Below are 25655 nucleotides of genomic sequence, written 5' to 3'. Positions count from 1 at the left end.
CCTATTCTTGTTTTAATTTTATTTTTTGATTTGGTGTAACCGCAATTTTTTTTGTGGCTTCTAAATATTTAATATACCCATTAACTGCATACAAATAATGGGTGTTTTCTGTTGCATCCCATGTGGAAACTTGCTCACATAATTCTGTGAGAATCTCTTCAAAAGACCTTTCTCCTTTTTCTAAAATAGAAGTCATAATTTTTAAATCCCGAAAAACAACTTCTTCACTTTTATCTAAAAAGGCAATAAATTCCTCTTGATTAAGTAGCGACCAATGCCCTGTAAAGCACTTACTTACATTGAAAGACCTAGCTTTTTTTATTGAGTTTAAATACAAAACTATATTTTCATGTGTTGGTGGCATTGAAGGTTTTCCATCTATGCTTGGTGGCCCGTCTGATAAAAAAGCATCTCCCAATATGTAGATACCGTCTTTTTTTCTTGAAATTCCAATATGACCTGGACTATGGCCCGGAAGTAACTCTATTTGCCATTCATCCCCGTTGATCAAAATAGTTTCTTGATCCTCAAGCATACGATCTACTTCAAAGTCCTCTCCACAAACATCCAATAAAATATCTAAAACTTCTTGAGAGTATCCAAATCCAAATTCTGGTCTAGCAACATCGTATCTATTTTTAACCAATAGTCTATGATCTTCTGAGTACCTTTTATCATTTGCATGACAACATATTTCTATGCTTGGATAATTTTCTTTTAACCAAGCTCCACTACCGAGGTGATCTGCATCGGCATGCGTAATAATGAGCCTATTAATCTTTCCTTTTAACTCTCCATCCGCAATCCAGGAGGCTACCGAATTTGACAAACCACAATCTATCAATGTCCACCCATCAGCTTCTTTTATCGCATAAAAATGCACAATCCGAATTCCCATTGGCTGAGAAAAACGATACACTCCCGGAGCTTCTTCTTTTACTTCTCTAACATACATCTCGGTTTCATTTATAATTTAATGGCCTTTAATTGTATCAATGTCTCTTTTAAACCCGCCTGGTCATCCCACCATTTTTGAAGACTATTCCCGATCGCCAATTCTACTTCATGGAAACCATCGTATTGAGGCCTTATGTACCCGTTCTCCATATTAGGTTGTAGCCCCTTATAGAAATTGTTCACTTCTGCATTAATTTGACTATCCTCCCAAACCGCCTTTACTGCTGGCTGCCCATAATGTAGAGGGAAAATTTCTTTTTGGACTTCGTCCGACATTAAATAAACCCCATAATCAACAGCCTCCGGAATGTTCTTGCAGGAATACGCTAAACCAAGCCCTACACCTCCTATAATAGCTTTTGGACTTTTGTTATGATTAAACATTGGCACTTGTGTGATGTATAGGTTTTTACCTGCATGGTTTGGCCCCAAATAGTTTACATATCCAAATATTGATGGTGAATATAAATATTGTTCATTTTCACAAAATTTATCATAAATATCCCACGGACCCCATTTTGAGGATTCTTCAGGACAAAATTGTTGTAAATCTTTTAACAGTAACAATACACTTTTAGCTGCATCCTCATCAATATTCTCTTTGCTTAGATCGTGAAAAGCCGGTTTACCATAGGCTGCCATCATAGACAAAAACAAGCAAGAACCCAATACGCCTTGAAGTGATAAAACCAACGGTGTTTCAAACCCTTTTGCTTGTGTTTGAATCGCCCATTCCTTGATTTCTTCCCATTTTGTTGGTAAAGCTACGTCTGCTCCAACTGTTTTTTGGTACAAAGCACAATGTGAGGCAGCATCCAATGGTAATGCCCATTGTTTGCCATTGAAATTATATGATTCTACAGATGGTGCAACAACCCTTTGCTTTAGTTCATCCATGTACGAACTTGATAAATATTCGTCCCAAGGCAACAACCATTTATTGTTGCAAAGTGTGCCCGTCCAAGGGTGATCGAACATGATGAGGTCATAAATACCTGTACCATTTTTAAAATTATCTAATATTCTTTCCTCAAATTCGTACCAGGGATATTGTTCCCAAATGATTTCAATGCCTGGGAATTTCTTATTATATTTTTTAGACGCTTCTATTAATGGATTATATCCTCGTGGGTTCTTCCATGTTATACCTCTCAAAACAACCATATTACTTATCTTATTGGGCTTAAAGCTGTTGCTGATAAAAATTCTGCTGTTTGAGTTATATAATACTGTCTGCATTCTGCTAAGTATTCCAGAAAGCCAGGATGTGCTAATAATGCATTTCTCATTTCCTGTCTATGGTTCATGTCCTTAAACTCCCATATAGTAATTATTTGATTAACAGTGCCCGTTTCAGTAGTCCATTGCCCTACCATTTTAAAGTAAGGATCCAACATCGCTTTTCCCTCTTTTTCCCACATTTCCAAAACTTTAGAAACCGTTCCCGGATAGCATGTATATGTTCTTAATTCGTAAATCATTTTTTATTTTTTTAATGGCTAAAAATATATTACATAATACCAAAATGTTCAAAAGCATCTTCAGTACTCATACCTCCCTGTAATGCTTTCAACACCTCTTTTTCTCCTCTTGCTTTTTCAATAGCTCCTGTAAAGGCAGGTACAACCATGTCCTTAGGCACAATAACCACACCGTCTCTATCTCCATAAACAACATCTCCCGGATGCACCCTAATTCCGTTAAAAGTAATGGGGCAATCATAATCAATTACTTTTCCTCTAGGGCCTTGATCTTGTGCATAAGATCCACGACTAAAGGTCGGGAATTTCAATCTTAATATTTCGTTTGTATCGCGGTGATAGCTGTTAACAACAGCACCAGCCCCTTTTAAACACATAGCACGGGTACTCATTAAACCTCCCCATTGCGCATATTCCAAAGATCCTCCATCACAGATATATACTTCATTTTCTTTCAAACTATCTAATGCTTCAAACATTAAACCAAATGGTTTTGCTACCTTTTTATTATTGGTAATAATACTTTGAGGAATTTTTTCCACATCACATTCAACAATTGTTTTGGCTCTTCCTATAACAATCATGTCGTCTGCCACGGGTTTTATTTCTTGACCGATAAATTGTTTTACATACCCAAGTTGATCCAAGATGTCACCTACTAAGGCTACAAATAATTCTTGTCTTGCTATGCTGAATAATTCTTCATCATTTTTCCAAAGAGGTAAATTTATATTTTTTATATTTTAAAGTTTCGAATATCAAATTTATAAAATCACCATCATTAGGTAAAGGTTGTATAAAAACCTTTAGAGAACAGGCCTATCAATCTGCCCTCTGACCAAGTAAGCTACAGCAAATTCTTTAAGCTTAAGGCATGAGCAACATAGAAAAATTAATAACTTATCCACACCTCTAAATAACGTTATGGAGAATGAATCCTCACCATTGCACACCCTCTTTCCAAAGGAATTTTCAACCTTCCTCTGCTCTTTTTAATTGTTTTCCATTCTCTTTCTCCCGGATGTATTATTTCAACCTTATCATTATTTGTAATGCCTTTAACTTTAAGGGTAACAAAATCATCTTTTCCAAAGGTTACCGGAATTATGATCCCTGAATCGGTTTTAAATATATTGGCTTTTGCTTTGTTTCCTTCCACCTTAATAACTCCCGGCTCCAATACCCAGTTCTTGCCTTTCATTACTTTGAACAGTTCGCCATAATCCAGGTACAACTGGTCCACTTCTTCATCGGGCAGTAAAGCATGGTCGTTCGCAGGGAATGGAGCCATAGGGTACATGCCCAGATGAAGGTGTTTCTGCATAAATGCATCAAAATCGTCACCGATAGCTGCTTTATTATGGCACCAGCCTAACAGCGGCTTATTAACACATAGAAAAGCATTGGTATTGATGGACGCAGCTACATCGCCAAATTCATCAAAAATCCCATCAACTTGTTTTATGTCGTCCAATCGTTTTACATGGTTATTTATAAAAAGAACCTTATTTTTATCATGAAGTATTGGTGCAATTTTATTGATAATAGAATTCCATGACACATGCAAAGACCTAGCAGGAGCATCGTTAAACCAGGATACCCCATCATCCCTGCGAGTATTGTAGTGCCTTGTCCAGTCCAACCTGTCGATGGTTATACCCTCGAAATGGGGGAGTTTTTCGATGTAGCGGTTTATCTGTTCAACCAGGTGGTTTGCATACACGGGCTCACCGGGATCAACAACAATACTCCTGTCCCAGGAATAGATATAATTCGTATAGGTAGTGTCATGCGGATAGTAAAGCACTGCCGGCTCAAGTTGTTTATAGAGGTAAGTATTGGAATTTACCCATTGCTTACGTTCTGGCAACCTCATGTTATATTTTCCCTTTTCCAGGATATTGCTCCCGAATTCGGTAACATTAAAATAGCTCAAAACACGAAACCCCTTCTCCTGCATTTGCTTGTAGTAATCGTCTATTTTTTTGAAAGTTAAATATTCGCCTCGCCAACTCAACCAGCCTTCATCATGGTTTACATCAGGCAAAAACAATCCCATGTAAGGAAAGGGAAATGTGGCATCCCAGTTGGTCTTATAGGCCATTTGTTTCATCTTGTCCACATCGAAATCGCCTGTTTCGAATGAATAGGAAGAAGTTCCACTAAATTCATGGACATTGGGATTTACCGGGTTAAACCAGTCTTTAAACTTATCTACATACCAAGCCATTGAAGCCCTCCAGTCTGCTTCATGTAGGTTTATATAGGTAGAGAAACTCAACTCCTTTCCCGGGGTGAAACGGTTATTGTATCTTGAAAAAATGAGCTGATTTTCATTGTTAACTTCTAAACACGCTTCCATCCCTATGTTTTCTGGAGAGAACCCCAACGAAACGCCGATGTTTTGTTTTTCGTTATACAAGCCTATTACAGGTACAGCAAAGTAATTACGACGACTACCTGGATAAAAATTAACCCATGGGTCAAAATTATCATCCTTCTCTGAATCTCCATAAATAGAACCTCCATAAATCAATTTTCGCGGAAACAGCGGTTGAGTAACCAAAGGATCAGCCCAAACGTTCGTTGGCAATTTATTGTCGGTAAGAACCACCTCGCCATTCAATATCTTTTCGTCAGCTGCCTGTGATAAATGAACGTCTTGTTTTTCCGGACGTGGGTCGCCCCAAGTGGTCCAGTATTTTAAACCGGGTTGGCTTATTGACCAAATGGTTTGCACAGGGGTGCTCCATGGGGCATTGCCTTCAGGTAAAATTTTCAGTTCCCATCTCAATAAATTATCTTCAAAACTAAATACCTCTGTGGTATAAAGTATTTGGGCATCATCATTAACTATTTTCTTTTTTACAACAAGGGTTTTGTTCTCTTCTTCAACGGAAAGAACCTCCAATGAACAACCCACAAAAACAGTATTTCCCTTAAGAGGAATATTTCCTTTACTTTTTTTATTGAAAATAGAATTGATTTCTCCTTTTGATGTAACTGTTAATCGAATATCTGATGATTCTATTTCATAATGCTCTCTTATACCTTGAGCATATGATGGTGATATAGGAAAAATAAAAATTACTATGTGTAACAGATACAACATGGTTTGAACCCATCCATGTAATAAACTATTCATTTCAAGTGTTTTTTGATTAAGTTGGTCAATTCTTTTATTAAAAAAAGTGCTTTAGGTTATACTGTGTAATTCAATGTAAAACCGGAGTGCAAAATTAATTCCTCGCACTCCGGGGTTGTATATTATTTCAGAAAAAAATATTAATTATCATAAAGACCATCCGGCACTTTATCTTTTTCATTTTGAGGTATTGGCAAATAATTATAACTATCATCAAAACTATAACCAATTGCATTTAGTTTCGAAACCAGTAAGTTATGTCGTTTTAAGTCAGCATACCTTTTCCCTTCAAATACAAACTCAGCTCTTCGTTCAGCTAAAACAGCTTCAATAAAAGCATTCATATTAGGGACATCAGCCATTACAAGATCACCTAATCCTGCCCTGTTTCTAATTTCATTGATCAAATCTAATGACTGCTGTTGTACAGAACCTGCTGCCATTGAAATAGCTTCGGCATAGAGCAATTGAATTTCTGTGAATCTTAGCACCTGAATATCCTGTGTCCAGATGTTTCCAACCTTTCCAAAATCATACTTCCTGTTTTCAGCAATTCCATCAATATCAAAACCCAGGGTTTCATCGCGCCTAATATCACCGTCTTCAAACGATTCAAACAAGCCCGGCTTGTACATAAATACCTCTTGTGTTGTATTATCTCCTCTAATATATAAAAGTTGCTGTGCAAAACTATTGTTATTTGCAAGTTCGCTATAAATTACCTGAAACATAAATTCTTTGCTGGTTTTCTCAGCAGCGGTTGTCCACATATCTGTCCATACCGGTTCCAATTGATGTCCACTATTGTTATAAATTTCCTGTAAAACAGGAACTGCTGCACTCCAGTTATTTTGAAGCATTAAAGCTTTTGCCTGAAAAGCCATGGCATCATATTTGTCTAACTTACCAAAAACAGAAGACGTTGCCGGAAGCAAACTTGCTGCCTTCTGAAAGTCGGCAACAGCTTGTGCTAGCACCTCATCTTCAGAAGAAAGCCCCAGTTCTAATGCTTCATCAGAGGTGATAACAGAAGTAACAATTGGCACCCTTCCAAACCCCAGGGTTAACCAATAATAAGCATAGCCCCTAAAAAATAATGCTTCGCCGCTAACAACATCTTTAACAGAACTTGTAATTCCTTCAGTAACTTCTAATCTATCAAGAATATTATTGGTAGGGTAAATCAGGCTGGAATACATTCCCCACAAAAAGCTTCCTGTATTGGCGCCTAAAACATTTGTAGATAACTCCTGATATGTGTAATTGCTAAATTTTAAATTATCAGCCCTATATTCCATATTAAAAGGAATTTGAGTGGCCGGAGACTTAAATCCATTATATACACTTACAATGGCGGCCTCAAAATCACCATCAGTCTTATAAAAATCCGCTTCATTAGCGTAAGTAATCGGAGCCAGATCAACAAAATCATCACTACATGAAAATGTTCCAAAAAACATTAAAGTTATAAACGTTATTTTAATTATATTTTTCATTTCAATTCCTATTTAAAATGTTACATTTAATCCAAATATTATTTTTCTCGATAATGGTGTAGAACCATAGTCGTATCCAGAAACAAGATAATTGTCTCCACTGCTTATATTTACTTCAGGATTATATCCAATGTAATCTGTTTTTAAGAATAAATTATCTCCAGTAACATATAGCCTTAGCTTTTGTAATTTCATGCTTTGAGTAATATTTTCAGGAAGTGTATAGCCTAAGGAAATATTCTTAATTCTCCAAAAATCGCCATCATACAACCAGCGTGTAGTTGCAAAATCACCGTTTGCTCCACTCCAGCCATTAAATATACTAGGTGTTTTGCCATCTCCCGGTTCTTGTTCCGAACGCCAGCGGTTATTCCAGTTGGCGGTCATAGCAAGTCCTAAACCTAATGGCGTAAAACCTTTATCGTAATAACGTCCCTGAGCAAAAAACACTTTATTTCCACCGGCACCATTGATAAATATGCTCAAATCAAAATTTTTGTAAGTAAACTCATTGGTAATACCAAAGTTATATTTGGGTTGTGGTTGCCCTACAAAAGTACGGTCATCCATATCAATCTTACCATCATTATTGATATCTGCCAATTTTACATCACCCGGTTTTTGCGTTCCCCAGGTTGCAGATGCATCTACCTCGGCCTGATTCTGGAAAATTCCAATTTGTTTGTGCATATAAAAAGCGCCAATAGGATGGCCAATACCTGTATAACTGGCATTCGTAAATCCATTACCTGTAATTATTGGTGCTCCTTCTGGCCCCACTTTCAGAACTTCATTCTTATTGGTATAAAAGTTTAACCGGGTATTCCATTTAAATGATCCATTAATAATATTACGCGAACTAATATCGAATTCAAATCCTTTATTACGAACCGAGCCCAGATTTTTTAACTGGCCGCCAAAACCTGTTACTAAAGGTATAGGAACATTAAAAAGTAAATCATTTGTTTTATTGTTGTAGTATTCAGCAGTTAAACTTAATCGGTCATTCCAAAACCCTATATCAAGACCAACATTGGTTGCCTCAGTCTTTTCCCAACCTAAATCAGGATTTCCAAGGCCAGATGTACGATAACCACTTACAATACTTTCATCAACACCAAGCACCGCGTTGGAAGCCGATACTCCTGCAATTGAAGCATAGTTGCCTATTCGGTTATTACCGGTTTCACCCCAGCTATATCTTAACTTAAGACTTGATATCAATTCGCTATCTTTCAGGAAATTTTCTTTATGCAAATTCCATGCAGCCGATAAAGATGGAAAAACACCCCACTTGTTGTTAGCTCCAAAGCGCGAACTTGCATCTCTACGTATTGCAGCTGTAAACAGATAACGGCTATCAAAGTTATAGGTAAGTCGACCAAACATCGAAATCATTGACCACTCAGAGGCACTTTCACCCCATCCATAAATATCAGTTGCATTATTAAGGGTTTGAGATAATTCATTATCATATCCCCTTCCAGATATATTAAAACTTTCAGAATATACTTTTTGACTACTATATCCTGCCAAAACGTTAAATGAATGCTTATCAATTGTTTTCGAATAATTTAAGGTATTCTCCCATAGCCAGTTTTTTCCGATTGACGAAGAAAGGCTTCTTGAAATGTTACCTTGCCCCGGAATCAAACCAACGAACGTCTTACTTTTGTCGAAACCATATAAAATGCCCCCGCTTGTTTTAAAACTTAATCCATCAAGTATATTCAGCTCAATAAAACTATTAGCCACCACCTGAACATGTTCACGCGTTGGTTTTATATTGTCAATTATCATAAATCGAGGTCCAATTGCTGGATGCATATTGTAATATGCCGAATAATCGTTCTTTATTTGATTGGTTTCGTAATCGTAATAGAACTCATCAGTTTTAACTAAGGGTCCTGCCCAAAGCATCCAGTTTGTATTACTGTCTTTTCCTTCGGCCCCATTACTGGAATAAACTGATCGGCTTGGATTTAAATTTAACCCTATTTTCAGTTTATCGTCAAACACTTTAGTCTCTAAGTTTGTCCTAATAGCTATTCTATTAAACTCAGTATTTCTAGTAATACCTTCCTGGTCTAAATAATTTATGGACATGAAATACTTTGAACGGTCATTTCCTCCCGTAGCAGTTAAAGTATAGTTTTGAATTGGAGCACTTTTTGAAAAAAGATAGTCATTTTTATCATAATTCGGGAAATTTCCGCTTATCCATTCCGGATCAACTCTCCGGTTAGGAGGACGAACATCATTTGGATCGGATGCATTTCCTCCGGCTTCAACCCATAATCTATTCCTTACTTCTGTTTCCATTAACCCCTGTTCGTATGCATTCATAAACTTTAAGAGTTTTTCAGGTGATTGAACCCCGTAAAAGGTATCAAAAGTGAATCTAGTTTTTCCCGAGTCACCTTTTTTGGTGGTAATAAGCACCACACCATTAGCCCCCCTTGAACCATATATAGCTGCTGAGGCCGCATCTTTTAAAACTTCAATTGACTGAATATCACTAGCATTAATGTTTGCCATTAAGTTTGCATTCTCTACAGGAAATCCATCTATTACATATAAAGGATTGTTCCCTGCATTAATAGAACCAACACCTCTAACAGTAATTCTAGGAGCTGCACCAGGGATACCACTTGCTTGTTGTACTGTAACACCAGATAATTGCCCCTCTAATGCCTGATCTAACCTAGTAATTACTCTATTTTCTAAATCTTCCCCTTTTACAGTAGCTATTGCACTGGTTAGGTCTGACTTTTTAACAGAGCCGTATCCTACAACTACCACTTCATCTAAGCTATTGGTACTTTCCTTAAGTGTAATATTTATGCTAGTCTTTCCTGTAACATCTACTTCTTGCGTTAAAAAACCTATATATGAAAACACTAATACAACATTCTCACTGGTTACGTTAATGGTAAATTTCCCATCAAAATCGGTTTGAGTACCATTAGAAGTTCCTTTTTCTAATATATTGGTACCTGGCAAGGGTTGGCCATTACTATCAGTAACCATCCCGGTTACCTTATGTCCTTGTTCTTGAGGTATATTGAGTTTATTTAAATTTCCTTCCTTAACCTCTACCAAAATGGTATTGGTTTTTGAAATTTGAAGATTGAAATTTCCACTTGCCAAACACCTGTTCAATAGTTCATTCGCATTTATGTTACCCCTTTTTAATAAAACCTTGGGATAATTATCAAAAAGGCCCTCTTGATAAATGAACTTATAATCTGTTTGCTGTGTGATAAGATCAAAAACTTCATCGATACTAAAGTTTTTTTCCAAATCTACCCTAATAGTAGTATTCTGTGACAAAACATCAATTGTCGTAAAACTAAAAACCGAAGTAAAGCATAATAAAATGATAATTTTCATAATTCTCATTAAAAACTTATTCCTAAAACTTAATAGGAATTTCTTTGAATTAATTTTCATAAATTTGGTTCATTAATTGATTAAACATTTAATTGATTAGTAATTAAGGGGGAGTTGGGTTGTTTACTTGTCAGGTTTATGCCCAACCTTCCTTTTTGAATTTCCAGAGTTATCTTTTCTTCATATGTGCTTTTATTTTTTATTAAACTATATATATACAATCTTGCTAAAAGCAAGTAAATAGATCCAATGATTTTTCACACGTTTAAATTTTAATAATTAATTGATTTAATCCTAATTATAAAACTGAGAACGTGTTCAACGGCTATGCTCTCACATTAATTTGCTGTACATTATTTCAATATAATTGTCTTACCATTTATTTGGTACTGTTCAATAACGCTAAATGTTTTTATTACCGATAATATTTCTTCGATTTCCTGATCTTTGCCCAAAACTCCCCTAAACGGAATCTCTGCAAGGTCTTCATTTTCAAAAACCACAACAACATCGTACCATCTGGATATTGTCTTCATAATATCTCTCAAAGGTTTGTTCTTAAAAATAAACACCCCATCTTTCCATGCTATTTCATTTTGGACATTAACTGCCTTTACAGATATGATTTTATCTAAAATGCTTAGATTGGATTGTTGTGATGGTTTTAAAGTTTGGTTGTTTCCTTCTGAATTAACCAATACTTTCCCTTCAACCAAGGTTGTATAGATATTAGTTTCGTCCTTATAGGCCTTAATATTGAACTCCGTACCCAGCACCTCAACTTCCTGAGATTGATTAAATACTTTAAATTTAGCACCTTGGTGTTCTGTACTCGGAGATACATCAAAATAGGCTTCACCGTAAACAAGTTCCACTTGCCTTGTTTGGCCTTCAATGAAAGTTACAGGATATTTTAATTGGCTTTCTGAGTTTAACCAAACTTCTGTACCATCGGCCAAAACTACATGAAACTGTCCACCTCTTGGGATGGTCAATACATTGGTTCTTGGTTTCTGGTTTCCAACTGTTGGTTGATAGACAATCTTTTCTCCATTACTGTTTGCGTTTTGGGTTGTGATTGTGCTTCCTTTTTCCAGTTCTACCACCGAGCCATCGCCCAAGGTTAGGGTAGCTTTGTCTGAACCAGGTTTTATTATAGCTTGGGTTTCAGTTGCTATCTCTTCACCTGCTTCAATAAAGCTGTTATTTGTAACATAGAAATAAGACCCTACGCTAATAAAAATTATTAGTATTGCGGCATATTTAAAAATGCTTTTCAGCTTTTTGTTTCGGATAAATTTTTCTTTTGACTTTATTCTTTTTAGTATTTTTCCCTTTTCAGTATCAATATCGAAATCAAGCATATTTGCATCTATTAGATAGTTGGTTTTAACAAATTCTGAAAAAACATCGTAATTGGATTCGTCATTGAGCCATTCCGTCAATTCAATCAATTCTTCAAAAGAAGCTGATTTTGAAAAGTATTTAATGATTATATGTTCTATGTTTTCATCTAATTTCAAAGTATTCTGTAATGCTAATTTTAACTAAAGACGTATGAAGTTTGTAAAATACGTACGCTGTTTTTACTTTTTTTATATTTTTATGCAAACTTTTTTATCAAATCACCTTGGCTTTGGACTTATCTGATACTATAATTTTAAAAAACGAACTCCAAAAAGGCAACCATAAGGCGTTGGTTTTCTTGATGGATAAATACCATCATTCACTTTGCTTGTACGCTTATAGTTTGTCCAATGATTATGAAGGCGCAAAAGATATTGTGCAGGATGTTTTTGTTAAGCTTTGGGAAGATAGGGAGAAAGTACAATCTGTTAAGTCAATGAGAAGTTTTTTAAACCGGGCCGTTTATAATGGTTTTATAGACCAATGGAGAAAAAACAAAAGAATGCTTTCTATTGAAGCAAAACATTTTAAGGCTTTAGAAGAACTTGTTGAAGACGAAAGGTATGATTTGACCAAACAAATTGAATTGGTAAATCAAGCCATTGAGAGTTTACCACCAAAATGTAAGGAAACTTTTGTTTTAAGCAGAAAAGAAGGGTTGACCAATATTGAAATCTCGGAGTTTATGGATGTCTCCATAAGAACCGTTGAAACTCAAATAAACAAGGCATTTAAAATACTTCGAAAAACCCTTAAAACTAAAATTGAACCTATTCTTTTTTTACTGTTGGGACTCGATTCCAATAAGCTTAATTATAAGTTGATGGGTGGTATTTAAATTTATTGATTACCATAATATTGCTGTTTATAATATTATTTTTGTTATCCGATTTGTTGACTTTTTTAACGGGATTGTTTGCATTCTTTTAATATGCTAAAAAACACAAAAACCTGTAAATCATACGATTAACAGGTTTTTAATTTAGATTGATATACTATTTTGTCGGGATGACAGGATTCAAAAAACCTCATTCAACCCATTGTTTACCAGTATATTAAATCTTAATTTTCCAAATAGGACACTAATTAAGACATCAACGAGAGCGGTTTAAGCTTTCTATTATATAAATGTACCGAAAAGACTTTAAATATAATTGAAAGTAATAATACATTGTTCACAATTCAATAATAACCACCTTATATTTGAGTTGCTTTACTCTAAAAATATTTTAAAAGTTCCCTAATCTTAATACAAAGGTTTCTGTGCAATATCTTATAGGTAGTTTCATCTATAATCCTATAATGTTCCCATTCTTCCAGGTCATTTATGACTTCGTTCCAATCAGTAAACGGATAAACCAAAAAATCATAATTACTCGATAGCATCAAGTGTTCTATGGATGTTTCATATAATTCCATTGCCCCTGCGTTGACCAATAATACATAGTTGGTTTTTTGATTATCCATGAGATGCTTTTCTCTATTTGTTTATCCAAGTACACTGCTCAACTTAAACATTGGCAGGTACATCGAGTATTAATCCAAATTGCATACAGGGAAACAGCAAAATGTTGTACCTATGTTGTACCCAAACAAAAAAAGCCTCTCAATATTGAGAAGCTTTTAATTAAAAATATCTAAGTGAAAAAGTGCGGGCGGGGAGACTCGAACTCCCACACCTCGCGGCACCAGATCCTAAGTCTGGCGTGTCTACCAATTCCACCACGCCCGCTTTTTCAAAATTTTAAGAACTTTTATTTGGTTAAATCCTAAGTCTAGCGTGTCTACCAATTCCACCACGCCCGCTAAAGGACTGCAAATATAAACAAGATTTTTAAATTGCAAACTACTTCATTCCTATTTTTAGTATTTTTGATACCAATCCAAAAAACAATTATGCAAAACATAAATTCTTACCTAAACGATAATAAAGATAGATTTATAAATGAGCTTATCGAATTACTCAAAATACCATCTATAAGTGCCGATTCAGCTTATAAAAATGATGTTTTAAAAACAGCCGAAGCCATTAAAGAAAGTTTGGAAAAAGCAGGTTGCAACACAGTTGAAATATGTAACACCGCTGGTCATCCCATTGTTTATGGTGAAAAACTAATTGATCCAAACCTACCAACCATATTGGTTTACGGCCATTATGATGTACAACCTGCAGACCCTATAGAATTATGGGATTCCTCACCTTTTGAACCTATAATCAAAACAACAGACAAACATCCTGAAGGCGCTATTTTTGCCCGTGGCGCTTCCGATGACAAAGGCCAAATGTACATGCATGTAAAAGCTCTTGAATATATGACAACAACCAACCAATTGCCTTGCAACGTTAAGTTTATGATTGAAGGTGAAGAAGAGGTAGGTAGTCCAAATTTATCTGTTTTCGTAAAAAACAACAAAGAGAAATTAAGAAATGATATCATTCTTATTTCTGATACGGGCATGATTTCCAACGATACTCCTTCTATCACCACTGGTTTACGTGGTTTGAGCTATGTTGAAGTAGAAGTCACAGGTCCTAATCGCGACCTACACTCGGGATTGTATGGAGGTGCTGTAGCCAACCCTATTAATATCTTAGCTAAAATGATTACATCTCTACACGATGAAAACAATCACATTACTATTCCTGGGTTTTATGATAAAGTCGAAGAACTTTCCATTTCAGAAAGAAAAGAAATGGCCAAAGCGCCTTTCAATTTAGAACATTATAAAAATGTTTTAGCTATTGATGCAGTTTATGGCGAAACCGGTTATTCCACCAACGAACGCACATCTATACGCCCAACACTAGATGTTAATGGTATTTGGGGTGGCTACACAGGTGAAGGTGCCAAAACAGTTATAGCCAGCAAAGCCTTTGCAAAAATATCCATGCGACTGGTGCCACACCAAGATTGGAAAGAAATCACAATGCTGTTTAAAACCCATTTCGAAACAATAGCTCCAAAGGGAGTTAAAGTTAAGGTAACACCACACCATGGTGGACAGGGATATGTTACACCCATAAATAGTATTGGCTATACAGCTGCAAGTAAAGCTTACCAACACACCTTTGGCAAAACACCAATCCCACAACGTAGTGGGGGTAGCATACCCATTGTATCCCTTTTTGAGCAAGAGCTAAAAAGCAAGACCATTTTAATGGGATTCGGTCTCGACAGTGACGCCATACATTCCCCTAATGAACATTTTGGCATATGGAACTTTTTAAAAGGTATAGAAACCATTCCTTATTTCTATAAAAATTTCGCAGAGCTTTCCAAATGATTTTGGTGTGCCCAACTTTAATGGTGGGGTCGAACTTTCGGTAGTCACTTTTCCTTTGTTACGAAAATTCTCAAAGCTACCAAAGTAAAGAGATTCAATAAATTCTTAATCACTAACATTTCAAAAGCATGCAAAGCAACCATTTGAACCATCTATTACTACTTTTATTAGCTATGTTATTCATTAGTACATCTGGTACTTTGGGACGATTTATAGATATGTCTATTCCTGTTATTATTTGGTGGCGCTCCGTAATGGCATCATTTCTACTATATGGGTTTTGTAGGTATAAAAAAATCAGTGTAAAACTGCAATCCAAAAAAGACCTTTCGCTTTTTGTAATAACTGGTTTGTTTTTGGCAACACATTGGATCACTTATTTCTACGCATTAAAACTATCGAATGTAGCTATTGGAATGCTTTCCTTGTTTGTATACCCTATTATTACCGCTTTAATAGAGCCTTTGTTCATTAAAGTAAAATTTGATCCTGTATACATAGTTTTAGGTATTATAGTTCTTATTGGCATTTATATCCTATCTCCAGAATTTAACCTAGAAAATACTTATGTGAAAGGAATTTTATTCGGGTTATTATCGGCTTTGTTTTATGCTATTCGCAATGTTATTTCCAAACAAATGGTGGCCCGCTATAATGCAACTTCAATCATGCTCTACCAAATAACCATTATTAGCATTGTTTTGTGTCCCGCCTTACTTTTTTTGGATACTTCCGGCATGGAAACCCAATACCCTTACGTTATTATTCTTGCAGTCATCACAACAGCTATTGGCCACACCTTACTAGTTAACAGTTTAAGGCATTTTTCTGTAAGTACTGCTAGTATTATAAGTAGCATTCAGCCCATTTTAGGCATATTCATTGCCTTTGTATTTTTAAATGAATTACCCAGTTGGAATACTTTTTGGGGGGGACTCATTATATTGTCGACGGTAATCATTGAAAGTGTACGCTCTAGAGAAAAAAACAAGGAACTATCAAAATAACAACACTTTTTATATAAATAGTCCCTTGTTTTCAATCAAACCACACTAGGGTAATTGAGAGTACCCATGCTTTGTTTTCCAAAGAAAATACTTTTCAAATAACACCTTAGAAAAATCAAAAATCACATTCGGAATCATGATAGCAAAATTACGTGGTTTAAACAGGCTATTACTCAAAATAATAACTTCTTTTTTACCTGCGTCCATCACACAAATACCTGGTATTTTACCCCAAGCCTTTTGCTTTAGTTTAGTTTTTCCTTGAGAAACTCGATAAATATTTTCGGCAACAATTTTCCCAGTTTCATCAGATGGATATCCCGTTTTAGGTGAAGAGAAAGGCACTTTCCCTGGTGTAAAAGGCAACTTAACATCTACTGCAATACCTGCTGCCCAAACATTAGGGAGTTCGGTATGTCTGTAATCATCCGTTACCGGAATATAACCTGCTGGCGTAGCCTTTAATCCTTCCGATTTCGTTACAAAATCAACACCTACAAAAGGTGGCATCAACATGGTAAACTTACTATTAATAACTTCATCGGTACTTAAAACAACCTTATCCTTTTGCACCTCTTTTATACCTACTTCTGTTCTATAATGAATATTGAACATTTTCATAAAGGACTTGAGCATGGTTTCACCTCCTGTCATACCGTCAATACCAAAATGCCCTAAAAACGTTTCTGGGGTAATCCAATACAAATTCACTTTTTTTCTAATATGTTGTTCGCGTAGCCATTTTTCAACGTTAAACAAAAATTCATAAGCAGCACCCATACATCCTGCATTTTGGGTGGCTCCAATAACAATATCGCCAGGTTCATTTTTAAAAGCCTCTAAAGCGGCCCGTGTTTTCATAGCGCCATTGGGCGTACCAATATAATGGGCATATTCCTTAATCCCCGGTGCCACATCAAATTTCACTTTCGGTCCTGTTGCGATAACTAAATGATCATAATTAACTTCACCCTTATCAGTAAGTACAATTTGTTTTTCAGTATCAACACGAAGGGCTTCTGCATGCATAAATTCAACACCTTTCTTTTTTAAGATGGTATCTTTTCTAAAAGAAATATCCTTTATCTCACGCCTACCAAAAGGCACCCAAATAAGAGAAGGAATAAATAAAAACAATGGTGATTTATCCACCATAATAACCTTATGTTCTTTTTTACCTTTTCTTTTTAACTCGAGGGCTGCGGTCATACCTGCAAAGTTCCCTCCTATTACTACTGTTGTGGTCATGATTTCTAGTTTTATACGTTAAAATTAGTGTAATTCTACCATACAGAATGTTACAAAAGTTGCATAAGGATTAACACAAAATCACAGTAATATATATAATAGCATGAGCTTTTCACACAAAACATGTAACATTCTCACACTTTTTGCGTTCTAATATGTAATCAACCTGTGCTGAGCACAGCCGAAGCATCAATCAAAATCACCATGTTATGTTAAAACGCTTTTTTATCATCTGCTCTGGCAGTGACACACAGCTTTTAGAGGACTGTTCCCAAGGCGAACAAATTAAATACGCTGGTATTGGCGCCACTGTTTTCTTTACCGCTCTTATGGCCTTTATTGCTGCCAGCTATGCCCTATACACTGTTTTTGACAACCTATTTACTTCCATATTATTTGGTTTTATATGGGGCCTGCTCATTTTTAACTTGGACCGCTATATTGTATCTACCATTAAAAAAACAGGAAATGTAATTGATGAACTTATACAAGCCTCGCCACGGATTGTTTTGGCAATCATTATCGCTGCTGTAATCTCTAAACCTCTAGAATTAAAAATATTTGAAAAAGAAATCGACCAAGTCCTGCTAACAGAAAAAAACAACATGACTTTAGCTAACAAGAATCAAATTGAGGAACAGTTTAACCCAAACATTACCGCTCTTAAAAATGACATAACTACACTTCAAAATGAAATCATCTCTAAAGAAGCAGAAGTAAACACACTCTACGACACCTACATAGCCGAAGCCGAGGGCCGCGAAGGCACTAAGCTCTTGGGCAAAGGCCCTGTTTATAAAGAAAAACGTGAAAAGCACGACGTAGTTCTTGCTGAATTACAACAACTAAAAATTGATAATAAAGCAAAAATTACTGCTCTTGAAAATCAAATAGCAGAACTTCAGGGTAATTTGAAAAACCAAATTACGAGTACCCAGTACATTATTAATAATTTTGATGGTTTGATGGCACGTATAAACGCATTAGGTAGATTGCCATGGTTGCCATCCTTTTTTATATTTCTTTTGTTTTTGGCTATTGAAACTTCACCTGTTATTACTAAATTATTATCTCCAAAAGGGGAATTCGATATAAAATATAATGAAAGAGAAGAAGACTTAAAAAATTGGGTCATGCAAAATTTGCATCAACGTCAAGCTTTGTTATATACAGATAACATACTTAACGATAAGGTTTATCACGATCTTAACAAAGAAGAAGAATTATACAATTACAAAAAGAGTATGGCACGCAAGTTAATTAAACAACAACAAGAAGCCTTTTACAATAAACAAGTAAAGATTTTATAAGTATTTTTAAAAACATTTAACCTCTGCCAAGGCTGCAAACTGTTGTCCGTCAAATGCAGATTTTGCAATAATTTTAAAATATCTAAATGAAGTTTCTTCAGCTAAATCAATATGGTGAATAGTATTAATATTTTTTAAGGTAAAATCACCTTTGCTTTCCCATTCATTATTGTCTGAACTTATTAATATTTCTACATCTTTTACTTTTCTGCTCCCATTTCTTTGTAAAAAAGAAAACCCTTTTGCAGTTATTGTTTCGTTGGCATCTACAACTAAAGTATGTGGGTATGAGGCGTTACAATTTATCCAACATGAATGCCAATAGGTAGAATCATCGCCATCAATAATTTGTGAAGCTAATCCATTGGTCCCCTCCCCCCCTTTGTCTTCTTGAGAACTGTAATAAACAATTTCCCATGTAGAACTATCTAAATAATTTTTATCCCCAAATGCTATTACTGGTATATTGTCAACAAACTTATAAGAGTAGGTAAATGTTGAAATATCCCCATTGACATGGCACATTCTTAAGCGTAGAATATATTCAGTATCTCCTTTTTTATAAAATTCACTTATAGGCATGGTAATATTAAAACTATTGTTATTTACCGGTGACGCCCAAGTTACTGCATCATAATCAGCATTATCATCTGCTGGATCATTATAAAAACCTATATAATTCACTGGAATATCCGAATCGAATGCTCCAGATATTACCAAAGCCTCATTTTCAAAACTTCCTTGAATACTTTTAATTTGAGCTGTTGCACCGTTATAAAAATCATTGTCAACATTATTAAAAACTTGATTGTTATTAAGTATGGCACAACTTGCCTCAGTTAAAAAAGTAGGAGTACTACCATAGGTATAATTACCGCCCCCCATCAAAGCTGTTCCTTTGGTTATATTTTGATGATCTGATACTTTTTGACTATTATGCGGCAAATTTAAACCATGCCCCAATTCGTGTAATAAGCCTCCAATCCATTTAGTAGCATTAGTACTTAATTTTGATGTCCCCCCAAAATATTTTACATCCATCTCATCATAATCTAAAGCAAAACACCAACGCCCTATACCATAAAATGGCACATTTGGAAAATCAATATCTTTTACGGGCATAATAACTATTATATGATCACTACTTTTTTCATTTGGGTTAGCCGTAAAGTAGGTATTTATTTCATCCATCACTTTTCCTGCTCCACCTGAGTAGGGGTATTCGGATGTGTTTTGCTTACCCTCTAAATATATTATTTTTACACGATTCTTATCTTTATCTTCCAATAAATTAAACGTTTTCTCTCCAAAACCATAGTCTTTCATATTTTTTTTAAAAAACTCTTGTCCGTGCAAAAAAACCTCACTTAATCTTTTATGGGAATCTATCCGTTTAGGGACATCCTTTGGAATAAAATAAACGATATTTAAATTGTATTTAGAAGCAGAGGTATAGTTGAAAGTTTCTGGTTCTTCAATTGGCAAATTGACTTCTTCATTAACTTGAGTTATTGGCTCTTTAGAACAGCTTAACATCATTAATAAAAATAGACATAAATTTATTTTTGGGACACTCATAAAATTTTTATTTAAGATCCCAAAATTAACCATAAGAATACAATAAAACTAATGGTTAATAAGAAGACTAAATTTCTCTTAAACTTTAAATACATCAATTAATAAAAATATATAATTAAACCTAATGGGTATTGTTCAACCTCAATGTTTAGCAAAATTACGCTTGTTAAAAATTCTTGTTTTGTATATTTAGCTTAATTAATTACAATGAAACATTATGCGTGCTTTATTCTTACTTATTTGTCTTATGGGTTATCTGTCTGGTAATACTCAAAACAGTAAACATGATGTTAAAGCCATTAAAACCGTTTTGGAAAAACAAATAATGGCCTGGAACAATAACAACATGGAAGAATTTATGGAAAGTTATTGGAAAAGTGATTCACTCAAGTTTTATAGCCCCAATGGCATTACCTTGGGTTGGAAAAATACTTTGATACGATATAAAAAAGGATATCCCTCAAAAGCACATACGGGTACGCTTAGCTTTAAAATTAACAGTATTTCGTCAATTGAAGATAAGTCTTATTTTGTTTTGGGTGAATTCTTTTTAAAACGTGAGGTTGGTGATGCCAATGGTATTTTTATGATTATACTCAAAAAAATAGATGGTGAATGGAAGATTATAGCAGATACATCTTGTTAGTAAAATTTTGAATGCTTCAATTTGATTTCTTATTATATCTTTTTTCAAAATAAAAATCTCCAAACATCTTCTTCCCTCATAATTCTAAAGGCTTAAATACCCCTCTTTTAGCTAAAGGCACTTATTTATCAAACACATGTTTGGGACGAACAAATCTTTTTCAAGACCTCATCCAAAATTGGAGCAAATGTAATTTAAAACAATATTTACAAAATGTATATTCGAACGTGCAAATGTAGAGATTAATAAAATTGTTGGAGTAGCTTTGTTAAAGCTCCCAAATATTAATCTAACGCCTAACCTTTTAAAGTATATTTAATGTTTGAAATTAGTAAATTATTTTAGTGACATGAATTATAGCCTTAAAATTTTACTCATGGTAATTCTTGCTGGTATTACTATCTATGGTATAGCAACCGGAAGGTATATGTTCTTATTTTTTATGTTTCCTTTAGGATTTGGTTTTCTTAAAAAGAAGAATAACAAAAACTAAGTTTTTTTAACATAATCTGTAACAATAACTATCTGTTGTGTTCCTACTTTACCTTCAATATATTTTTCGTTATTATAATCCAAACGAATATTTTTTACAACAGTTCCCTGTTTGGCAACCATACTGGTCCCCTTAACTTTTAAATCCTTTATCAAAACAACGGCATCACCAGTTTTTAATTCAACTCCGTTAAAATCCCTATGGATGATTTGTTCACTTGAATCTTTATCTTCTCCTGTGGCACTTGCCAACGCCAGAGCATCATCATTTAAATACATCATATCCAATAAATCTTTTGGCCATCCTTCGTTACGAAGTCTTTGCAACATACGCCAAGCCATAATTTGAACCGCCACATGCTCACTCCACATACTTTCGTTTAAACAACGCCAGTGGTTTGGATCCATTTCGGCATGACCTTCAACCTGATCAAAACAAGTATTGCATAACAATACATCATTATCTACATTTTCATTTAACGATGGAGGAATAGTATATTGCCTTAGACCTTCTGAAGTCCCACACAACTCACAAGTAGTGTTGCTTCTTTCCTTTAAGGTTTGTAAAACACCCATATTTTAATTTTTGCAATAATACACTTAAAAACAGGAACTTCAAAAAACAAAAAGGGTACCCTAGGGCACCCTTTTTAAAATTATATTTCCATCTTATAGCTTAAGAGGCGCATAAAGATAATCTCCATGGCTTTTAAAGTATTTATTATAAGCTTTACGCTCATCTTCAGTAAGCGCTTCTTTTATCAATTCCTGATACCTTTCAAACATTTTCTCCAAATCACACATTGAGTCTGCATACATAGCCTGATTAAAATGTCTTCTGTCTGATCCCCATGCATGCATACTAGGATAATAGGCTTTAGCGTACTCGTTCTTAAGGATAACATTTTCAAAGACTTTCTTATTTAATGTTGTCCATTCTTCCATTGTTCCTTCTTCAGGAAACGCCATAGTGTTTTGGCGTAAATACATAACCGTATCATCGGTTATTTCACCTTCAAAATGTTTGGCACCAGGAAGCGTAGCGTATATTTCATCAGAATGGAAAATGGAATACGCCGAGTTAAGTTTCTTTAAAAAGGCCTTACGTTCTTCCTCATCTGGCCAGGCTTCTTTTTCAAGTTCAGCATTTCTAGCAGCTGCTTTATCAATGGCTTCCCAATTAGGATAGGATTGCACATAAATTACTTCGTTACTGTTAGCTGTGAAAAGATGCATAAAATAATTAGCTCCCATAATATATTCATTTTTTTTGGTCACCTTTTCCTTGTATTCTTTCTCAGTAGCTGTCCATTCTTCTGGAGTGCCCTTATAATTCTTATTCCAATACGATTTTGTTACGGTAATATACTCAGGGCGTTTGGGCTCTTCGTCCTGAGCAAAAGTAAACATTGGCATTGCCAGTAAAAGCATAATTAACATTGCTGAAAGAAATTGATTAGTAGTTTTCATAATCTGTAAAAAATTAAAGTTAGTATAGTATAAAAAATTAAAACTTTGCTGTTAGATTATGGGGGTGTTTACCTTGTCTTTTCAAAGGCGTACATCATGCACTATCATCAATTAATCTAGAGGAGAATTTAAATATACGATAAATTTTTGAATTATCTTACATACTGTTTAACTTGTTCCTAAGGTTTTGGTCATTCACTTAACAGCCATATCGTAAGAATGATCAATTAATTCCATAATAAAATTAATTAAAAGCTCACTTCTATAGATAGTAAGTGTATTCCAATGTTTATTACTCTCATGGGACCAGCATAAATACTATGGAACTGTTCTCGTAGTTCGAATATGTATTCTGGATCACACTTATCAGATACTGAAGTATCTCCTTTTTCCCATTGATCCGAAGGTGTAATTACAAACATTTTGCCAACATCTTAAACATTAAGATGTCCACATCAAAAGGAAATTATTCTGTAACTCCTTTCTTATTAATGCAATACTCCCGAAGTTGTTCTATATTCGCAAGCATTAATCTTCAATTTTATATAATATGGGTTTACTTGGTGTTGCATCGTTCTCAAAAGGAGCTATTTGTAAATTCAATAGATACTCACCATCAGCAATTTTATTGGACACATAAATAAATTCGGTTATGGTGGCATCCATTCTCAATTTTCCGTTGGTATTCCAAAACGTATTATGAGCCAATAACTCGCCACCATCTTTTTCCTTATCAATACTGGGCATGTCAATTAAAAGATGTTTAATTCCTTTTTGAACTAAATAATCAACTGCTTCCCTCAATAAATAAGGCCAATTGGTGTTTGAATATTGCTTTGATATTTTTTCTTTTGTATTTGGAATGGTTCTAATAACCACAGCATCCCTTTTCTTATTGCCCAATGCGAATTGTATCTGTTTTTTTGAAATGACCCTATCTTTCATATAAGTTTCTGGGGCAACTGTAATCACTTCAGCTAAAAAGAAAAACTGCTTAAGGTTTTTATTTATGGAATGAACCTTTTTAGTAATATGGCCAACACACTCGGTATGGGTGCCATGGGCATGTGGATTAAAATAAATATTGTTAAAATTAATCCTTGCACCTTCACTTACTGACGCTGTCCAATTACCCTCTTTTACAGGTTCTATTTTTGGTCCACCCAAATACCATGCATTAACATTTTTTTGTGAAGCTCTTAATGACATGGAAATATCCAGAGGTTTTTCTAAGTCTATTTTAAGTTTTCTAGAGTTGTATTGTATTGTTGCAATCATTTATGCTGAATTTATTTTCAGTATTTTTAATTTGAAGTTTTACTTCCAAATATACTAAATCATAAAGAGTTCTGAAGCAATGCCATCAACCAAAAACTTACCTTTTAGTGTAGTTTTGAGAGTGTATTTATATGATTTCTTATCGCCATGCTCCATCGAAATGAAAAGCAGTCCATCATCTAAATATTTTTTTGCTGAAATCTTTAAATGTTGCAGATAATCAGTACCAAAATGGGTTTCTATCTTTTCTAAGGATATACCCCAAATGGTTCGTAAGCCAGTCATGACATACTCGTTAAAATGATCTACTTTGGTTAGCTTTTCTACCGTACACGGTAATGCTCCTTTTTGAATTGCTTGAATGTATTTCGTATTATTCGAAACATTCCAACTCCGTTCTAATCCGTTAAACGAATGTGCCGAAGGCCCAATACCCAAATACAGTTTCCCTTGCCAATAACTTGTATTATGCTTTGAAAAGTAATTTGGTTTACCAAAGTTCGAAATTTCATAGTGTACAAATCCTTCTTGGGTGGTCCGTTCTACTAAATGGTTAAAGTGCAGCAATGCCAAATTCTCATCCAAAGGTAGGTAAGTTCCCTTTTTAATAAAACTATCCAAGGCTGTTTTTGGTTCAACGGTTAAGGCATAACTAGAAATATGATTAATTCCAAAGCTAAAAGCCTGTTCCAAATTCTTATTCCATTTTTCCAAATCCATATTTGGAATCCCGTAAATAAGATCAATAGTTATATTATTGAAATATTTTGCAGCTTCTTCCAAACATTGTTTAGCTTCCTCCGCGTTATGGGCTCGGTTCATGTTTTTTAAATCGTCTTCAAAAAACGATTGAATACCAATACTTAATCTGTTTATTTGTGTAGATGCTAAGCCGCTAAGTCGTTGTTTAGTTAAATCATCGGGATTAGCTTCTAAGGTAATTTCGGGATTTACAGAAACCGTATAGTTCTTATAAACTTCATCAATTAAAAATCGTAATTCCTCAATCGTTAATAGTGAGGGCGTGCCACCACCAAAATAAATGGTTTCAACAGGCTCTTGCAATTCCGCTTTTCGCAACTCTAATTCTTTTATAAGAGCTACTATAAGTTCTTCTTTCTTCTTTAATGACGTGGAAAAGTGAAAATCGCAATAGTAACAGGCTTGCTTACAAAATGGAATATGGATGTAAATGCCGCTCATATAGTCTTAAGTACCGTACGCAATATTCAAGTTTTTGATCTGTAGTGAGTAAAACCGGGCTTAAACTGTCTTTTAACAACTAATCTTCTTTTAAATACCAAATAAACAGAATATCCATAAACACCAAAAACCATGACGATTAAAAACCAAATATACTTGTTAGGTTTCCTTTTAAACTTTGTTTGATATAATTCTAGGGTAAATAGAACTAAAAATATGATCATCAAATAAGCCATTGAATATTACTATAAATAGATTC

The 25655-nt window shown here is 34.7% G+C and carries 21 protein-coding genes and 1 tRNA gene; 5 read left to right on the top strand and 17 right to left on the bottom strand.

What is annotated here, in order from left to right; genetic code table 11:
* Position 1 precedes the first annotated feature (1 nt).
* From K7G79_RS12245 to K7G79_RS12210, 8 genes are all read right to left on the bottom strand, one after another.
* Positions 2-955 carry an MBL fold metallo-hydrolase gene (locus K7G79_RS12245; protein ID WP_223551877.1) on the bottom strand — a complete coding sequence of 318 codons (954 nt, stop codon included), beginning with the start codon at positions 953-955 and terminating at the stop codon, positions 2-4.
* An 11-nt stretch (positions 956-966) separates the two neighbouring features.
* A complete protein-coding gene (locus K7G79_RS12240; RefSeq protein WP_223551876.1) occupies positions 967-2121 on the bottom strand; it encodes an ABC transporter substrate-binding protein in 1155 nt (384 codons plus the stop codon).
* 5 nt (positions 2122-2126) lie between these two features.
* Positions 2127-2438, bottom strand: a complete 312-nt coding sequence (locus K7G79_RS12235) for an NIPSNAP family protein (RefSeq protein ID WP_223551875.1) — start codon at positions 2436-2438, stop codon at positions 2127-2129.
* 29 nt (positions 2439-2467) lie between these two features.
* Positions 2468-3127, bottom strand: coding sequence for an RraA family protein (locus K7G79_RS12230; RefSeq protein ID WP_370634223.1), 660 nt, complete (start codon positions 3125-3127; stop codon positions 2468-2470).
* 233 nt (positions 3128-3360) lie between these two features.
* Positions 3361-5583 carry a hypothetical protein gene (locus K7G79_RS12225; RefSeq protein WP_223551873.1) on the bottom strand — a complete coding sequence of 741 codons (2223 nt, stop codon included), beginning with the start codon at positions 5581-5583 and terminating at the stop codon, positions 3361-3363.
* A gap of 140 nt (positions 5584-5723) precedes the next feature.
* Entirely contained in the window at positions 5724-7079 is a 1356-nt protein-coding gene (locus K7G79_RS12220) for a RagB/SusD family nutrient uptake outer membrane protein (protein WP_223551872.1), read from the bottom strand.
* A 12-nt stretch (positions 7080-7091) separates the two neighbouring features.
* Complete coding sequence (locus K7G79_RS12215; RefSeq protein ID WP_223551871.1) at positions 7092-10472, bottom strand: TonB-dependent receptor; 3381 nt, start codon at positions 10470-10472, stop codon at positions 7092-7094.
* A 353-nt stretch (positions 10473-10825) separates the two neighbouring features.
* Positions 10826-11995: a FecR family protein gene (locus tag K7G79_RS12210; protein ID WP_223551870.1), complete on the bottom strand. Its 1170-nt coding sequence runs from the start codon at positions 11993-11995 to the stop codon at positions 10826-10828.
* 113 nt (positions 11996-12108) lie between these two features.
* Here K7G79_RS12210 and K7G79_RS12205 point away from each other — a divergent pair, with 113 nt between their 5' ends.
* Complete coding sequence (locus tag K7G79_RS12205; RefSeq protein ID WP_223551869.1) at positions 12109-12717, top strand: RNA polymerase sigma factor; 609 nt, start codon at positions 12109-12111, stop codon at positions 12715-12717.
* Between the two features lie 380 nt (positions 12718-13097).
* Here K7G79_RS12205 and K7G79_RS12200 read toward each other — a convergent pair whose 3' ends face one another.
* Positions 13098-13346, bottom strand: coding sequence for a hypothetical protein (locus K7G79_RS12200; RefSeq protein ID WP_223551868.1), 249 nt, complete (start codon positions 13344-13346; stop codon positions 13098-13100).
* Between the two features lie 183 nt (positions 13347-13529).
* Positions 13530-13611: transfer RNA gene (locus K7G79_RS12195), tRNA-Leu, on the bottom strand.
* Between the two features lie 164 nt (positions 13612-13775).
* On the opposite strand from K7G79_RS12195, the gene K7G79_RS12190 reads away from it, so the two are divergent.
* Both K7G79_RS12190 and K7G79_RS12185 read left to right on the top strand, forming a co-directional pair.
* Positions 13776-15164: a dipeptidase gene (locus tag K7G79_RS12190; RefSeq protein ID WP_223551867.1), complete on the top strand. Its 1389-nt coding sequence runs from the start codon at positions 13776-13778 to the stop codon at positions 15162-15164.
* A gap of 128 nt (positions 15165-15292) precedes the next feature.
* Positions 15293-16171, top strand: a complete 879-nt coding sequence (locus tag K7G79_RS12185; RefSeq protein ID WP_223551866.1) for a DMT family transporter — start codon at positions 15293-15295, stop codon at positions 16169-16171.
* Positions 16172-16216: 45 nt separating this feature from the next.
* On the opposite strand, the gene K7G79_RS12180 is transcribed toward K7G79_RS12185, so the two are convergent.
* Positions 16217-17419, bottom strand: coding sequence for an NAD(P)/FAD-dependent oxidoreductase (locus K7G79_RS12180; protein WP_223551865.1), 1203 nt, complete (start codon positions 17417-17419; stop codon positions 16217-16219).
* 209 nt (positions 17420-17628) lie between these two features.
* Between K7G79_RS12180 and K7G79_RS12175 the strand changes: the two genes are divergently transcribed.
* A complete protein-coding gene (locus K7G79_RS12175; protein ID WP_223551864.1) occupies positions 17629-18729 on the top strand; it encodes a DUF4407 domain-containing protein in 1101 nt (366 codons plus the stop codon).
* Between the two features lie 6 nt (positions 18730-18735).
* Here the strand turns inward: K7G79_RS12175 and K7G79_RS12170 are convergent, their stop codons facing one another.
* Complete coding sequence (locus tag K7G79_RS12170; protein ID WP_223551863.1) at positions 18736-20307, bottom strand: discoidin domain-containing protein; 1572 nt, start codon at positions 20305-20307, stop codon at positions 18736-18738.
* Positions 20308-20524: 217 nt separating this feature from the next.
* Between K7G79_RS12170 and K7G79_RS12165 the strand changes: the two genes are divergently transcribed.
* Entirely contained in the window at positions 20525-20953 is a 429-nt protein-coding gene (locus K7G79_RS12165) for a DUF4440 domain-containing protein (RefSeq protein WP_223551862.1), read from the top strand.
* Positions 20954-21442: 489 nt separating this feature from the next.
* On the opposite strand, the gene K7G79_RS12160 is transcribed toward K7G79_RS12165, so the two are convergent.
* From K7G79_RS12160 to hemW, 5 genes are all read right to left on the bottom strand, one after another.
* Positions 21443-22021 carry an alkylphosphonate utilization protein gene (locus tag K7G79_RS12160; protein WP_223551861.1) on the bottom strand — a complete coding sequence of 193 codons (579 nt, stop codon included), beginning with the start codon at positions 22019-22021 and terminating at the stop codon, positions 21443-21445.
* 93 nt (positions 22022-22114) lie between these two features.
* Positions 22115-22915, bottom strand: a complete 801-nt coding sequence (locus K7G79_RS12155) for a hypothetical protein (RefSeq protein WP_223551860.1) — start codon at positions 22913-22915, stop codon at positions 22115-22117.
* A gap of 248 nt (positions 22916-23163) precedes the next feature.
* Positions 23164-23337, bottom strand: coding sequence for a hypothetical protein (locus K7G79_RS14810; protein WP_370634222.1), 174 nt, complete (start codon positions 23335-23337; stop codon positions 23164-23166).
* A 106-nt stretch (positions 23338-23443) separates the two neighbouring features.
* On the bottom strand, positions 23444-24193 hold the full coding sequence (locus K7G79_RS12145; protein ID WP_223551859.1) for a cyclase family protein: 750 nt from the start codon (positions 24191-24193) through the stop codon (positions 23444-23446).
* Between the two features lie 54 nt (positions 24194-24247).
* Positions 24248-25396 (bottom strand): radical SAM family heme chaperone HemW, encoded by a 1149-nt coding sequence (hemW, locus tag K7G79_RS12140; protein ID WP_223551858.1) that lies wholly within the window; start codon positions 25394-25396, stop codon positions 24248-24250.
* Between the last annotated feature and the right edge of the window lie 259 nt (positions 25397-25655).

The sequence above is a fragment of the Aestuariivivens sp. NBU2969 genome, from assembly GCF_019931125.1.
Lineage (GTDB): Bacteria > Bacteroidota > Bacteroidia > Flavobacteriales > Flavobacteriaceae > Aestuariivivens > Aestuariivivens marinum.
The sequence above is the reverse complement of the archived record's forward strand: the minus strand, read 5'-3'. Positions and strand labels throughout refer to the sequence as shown.

Excerpts from the sequence above, each read along its gene's own strand:
- K7G79_RS12190 (WP_223551867.1), top strand. The coding sequence starts at position 13,776 with ATGCAAAACATAAATTCTTACCTAAACGATAATAAAGATAGATTTATA.
- K7G79_RS12225 (WP_223551873.1), bottom strand. The coding sequence starts at position 5,583 with ATGAATAGTTTATTACATGGATGGGTTCAAACCATGTTGTATCTGTTA.
- K7G79_RS12245 (WP_223551877.1), bottom strand. The coding sequence starts at position 955 with ATGTATGTTAGAGAAGTAAAAGAAGAAGCTCCGGGAGTGTATCGTTTT.
- K7G79_RS12220 (WP_223551872.1), bottom strand. The coding sequence starts at position 7,079 with ATGAAAAATATAATTAAAATAACGTTTATAACTTTAATGTTTTTTGGA.
- K7G79_RS12185 (WP_223551866.1), top strand. The coding sequence starts at position 15,293 with ATGCAAAGCAACCATTTGAACCATCTATTACTACTTTTATTAGCTATG.
- K7G79_RS12240 (WP_223551876.1), bottom strand. The coding sequence starts at position 2,121 with ATGGTTGTTTTGAGAGGTATAACATGGAAGAACCCACGAGGATATAAT.
- hemW (WP_223551858.1), bottom strand. The coding sequence starts at position 25,396 with ATGAGCGGCATTTACATCCATATTCCATTTTGTAAGCAAGCCTGTTAC.
- K7G79_RS12215 (WP_223551871.1), bottom strand. The coding sequence starts at position 10,472 with ATGAAAATTATCATTTTATTATGCTTTACTTCGGTTTTTAGTTTTACG.
- K7G79_RS12145 (WP_223551859.1), bottom strand. The coding sequence starts at position 24,193 with ATGATTGCAACAATACAATACAACTCTAGAAAACTTAAAATAGACTTA.
- K7G79_RS12170 (WP_223551863.1), bottom strand. The coding sequence starts at position 20,307 with ATGAGTGTCCCAAAAATAAATTTATGTCTATTTTTATTAATGATGTTA.
- K7G79_RS12160 (WP_223551861.1), bottom strand. The coding sequence starts at position 22,021 with ATGGGTGTTTTACAAACCTTAAAGGAAAGAAGCAACACTACTTGTGAG.
- K7G79_RS12155 (WP_223551860.1), bottom strand. The coding sequence starts at position 22,915 with ATGAAAACTACTAATCAATTTCTTTCAGCAATGTTAATTATGCTTTTA.
- K7G79_RS14810 (WP_370634222.1), bottom strand. The coding sequence starts at position 23,337 with ATGTTTGTAATTACACCTTCGGATCAATGGGAAAAAGGAGATACTTCA.
- K7G79_RS12200 (WP_223551868.1), bottom strand. The coding sequence starts at position 13,346 with ATGGATAATCAAAAAACCAACTATGTATTATTGGTCAACGCAGGGGCA.
- K7G79_RS12235 (WP_223551875.1), bottom strand. The coding sequence starts at position 2,438 with ATGATTTACGAATTAAGAACATATACATGCTATCCGGGAACGGTTTCT.
- K7G79_RS12165 (WP_223551862.1), top strand. The coding sequence starts at position 20,525 with ATGCGTGCTTTATTCTTACTTATTTGTCTTATGGGTTATCTGTCTGGT.
- K7G79_RS12175 (WP_223551864.1), top strand. The coding sequence starts at position 17,629 with ATGTTAAAACGCTTTTTTATCATCTGCTCTGGCAGTGACACACAGCTT.
- K7G79_RS12180 (WP_223551865.1), bottom strand. The coding sequence starts at position 17,419 with ATGACCACAACAGTAGTAATAGGAGGGAACTTTGCAGGTATGACCGCA.